Origin of the sequence: Citrobacter sp. Colony219, assembly GCF_019382635.1 — a bacterium.
Lineage (GTDB): Bacteria > Pseudomonadota > Gammaproteobacteria > Enterobacterales > Enterobacteriaceae > Citrobacter > Citrobacter youngae.
The window spans coordinates 728-2,706 of the sequence record NZ_CP080033.1; the positions used below are offsets into that span (position 1 = coordinate 728).

The 1,979-nt window shown below is 59.4% G+C and carries 1 pseudogene; it reads right to left on the reverse strand.

The window, feature by feature from the left end:
• A pseudogene (rbbA, locus tag JTI85_RS00010) lies at positions 1-1,979 on the reverse strand (ribosome-associated ATPase/putative transporter RbbA); the annotation flags it as partial.

Below are 1,979 nucleotides of genomic sequence, written 5' to 3' on the forward strand. Positions count from 1 at the left end.
CAGCACGATGTAAGGCAACTGTTTGCCGAGCAAAAACTCACTGCGGGTCGTGGGCGTGACGTACAGGTTGATAATCGATCCGAGCTCTTTCTCGCGCACTACGCTGAGTGCGCTGAGCATGGAAGGGATCATCATCAACAACAGCGGGATCACCGCCGGAACAATCGCCGGCAGACTCTTCACATCCGGGTTGTAACGATAACGGGTTCAATGGTCATCAGCCCGTTTTGCCCACTGGCATTGGGTTGACGCGCCATCGCATCCTGCAGCCAGGTCTGGTGCATCGCCTGCACGTAACCTCTGACCGTTTCAGCGCGGCTCGGCATTGCGCCATCGACCCAGACGCCAATCTTCACCGGCGTGCCACGCGCGATATCGCGGCCAAAGTTTGGCGGGATCTCTATTGCTACCGCCACTTCACCCGAACGCATTCGCTTGTCCAGCTCGTCATAACTGGTGAGCGGCGGCTGCTCAATAAAATAGCGCGACCCCGCCAGGTTCAGCGACCACGCCTGGCTGCTGACGGTCTGGTCACGATCGAGCACCGAAAAACGCAGATTTTCCACGTCCATGCTGATGCCGTAGCCATGATCAGCATCAGGATCACCGTCCCCATCAGCGCCAGCGTTGAACGCACCGGGTCCCGCCGCAGCTCCAGCGCTTCACGGCGGCTGTAGCTGAACAAGCGCCGCAGGCTAAAGCCCTGCCGCGGCGGCTGACTGTTTTCATGCACCAGCGGAGCAGTCGCTTGCGAAAGCGTCGCTTCCGGTGCCGGCCTGCTGCTTCCTGTAGCCAGGAGATAAACGCCTCTTCCAGGCTGGCGGCACCACGCTGTTTCACCAGCTCCTGCGGCGTGCCGCTGGCGAGTACTTTTCCGGCGTGCATCAGCGACATACGGTCGCAGCGCTCCGCTTCATTCATAAAGTGGGTAGAGATAAAAATGGTCACTTTATCCTGACGCGACAGATCGACCATCAGTTGCCAGAACATGTCCCTCGCCACCGGATCGACCCCGGAGGTCGGTTCATCAAGAATGAGCATTTCCGGGCGATGGATCACCGCCACCGCCAGCGACAGGCGTTGACGGATCCCCAACGGCAGCGCACCGGCAACGTGTCTTCGACATCGGTCAGCGAAAAGCGCTCGCTCATCTCCTGCACCCGCCCAGGGATTTCTGCTTCGGGGATATGGAACAGTCGCGCGTGTAGCTCAAGGTTTTGCCGCACGGTCAGCTCGCTGTAGAGCGAAAACGCCTGCGACATATAGCCTACCCGGCGGCGGGTATCGATATTCTTCGGGTCAACCGCTTGCCCAAACAGCCACGCCTCACCTTCGCTTGCGGGTAGCAGACCGGTGAGCATCTTCATGGTGGTGGATTTACCGCAGCCGTTGGAGCCGAGAAAGCCGAAGATCTCCCCGCGGGGAATACGAAAGTTAACGTGGTCAACGGCGACAAACTTGCCGAAGCGCATGGTCAGATCTTTCGCCTCAATGGCAATCTCTTCCTGCTCAGCATGATACGGCGGATCACCACCGGTTTGTGCGCCTGACGCTGCGCTTCAGGTAACAACGCAATAAACGCCTGCTCCAGCGTGTTGCTGTTGGTTTGTTCGCGTAGCTGCTGGGCGCTCCCGGTGGCTAACACCTCCCCGGCGTTCATCGCCACCAGCCAGTCAAAGCGCTCGGCTTCTTCCATGTAAGCGGTCGCAACCAGCACGCTCATGTTGGTCTGCCGCTGGCGAATGCTGTTAATCAGATCCCAGAACTGGGCGCGGGACAGCGGGTCTACCCCGGTGGTGGGTTCATCAAGAATGAGCAATTCCGGGTCGTGGATTAACGCGCAGCACAGCCCCAGCTTTTGCTTCATCCCACCCGAGAGTTTCCCGGCAGGACGATCGCGAAACGGCGCCAGTCCGGTGCTGTTCAGTAGCTCGGTAATCCGCGCTTCGCGTTCCGCTTTGTCATGACCAAACAGCCGG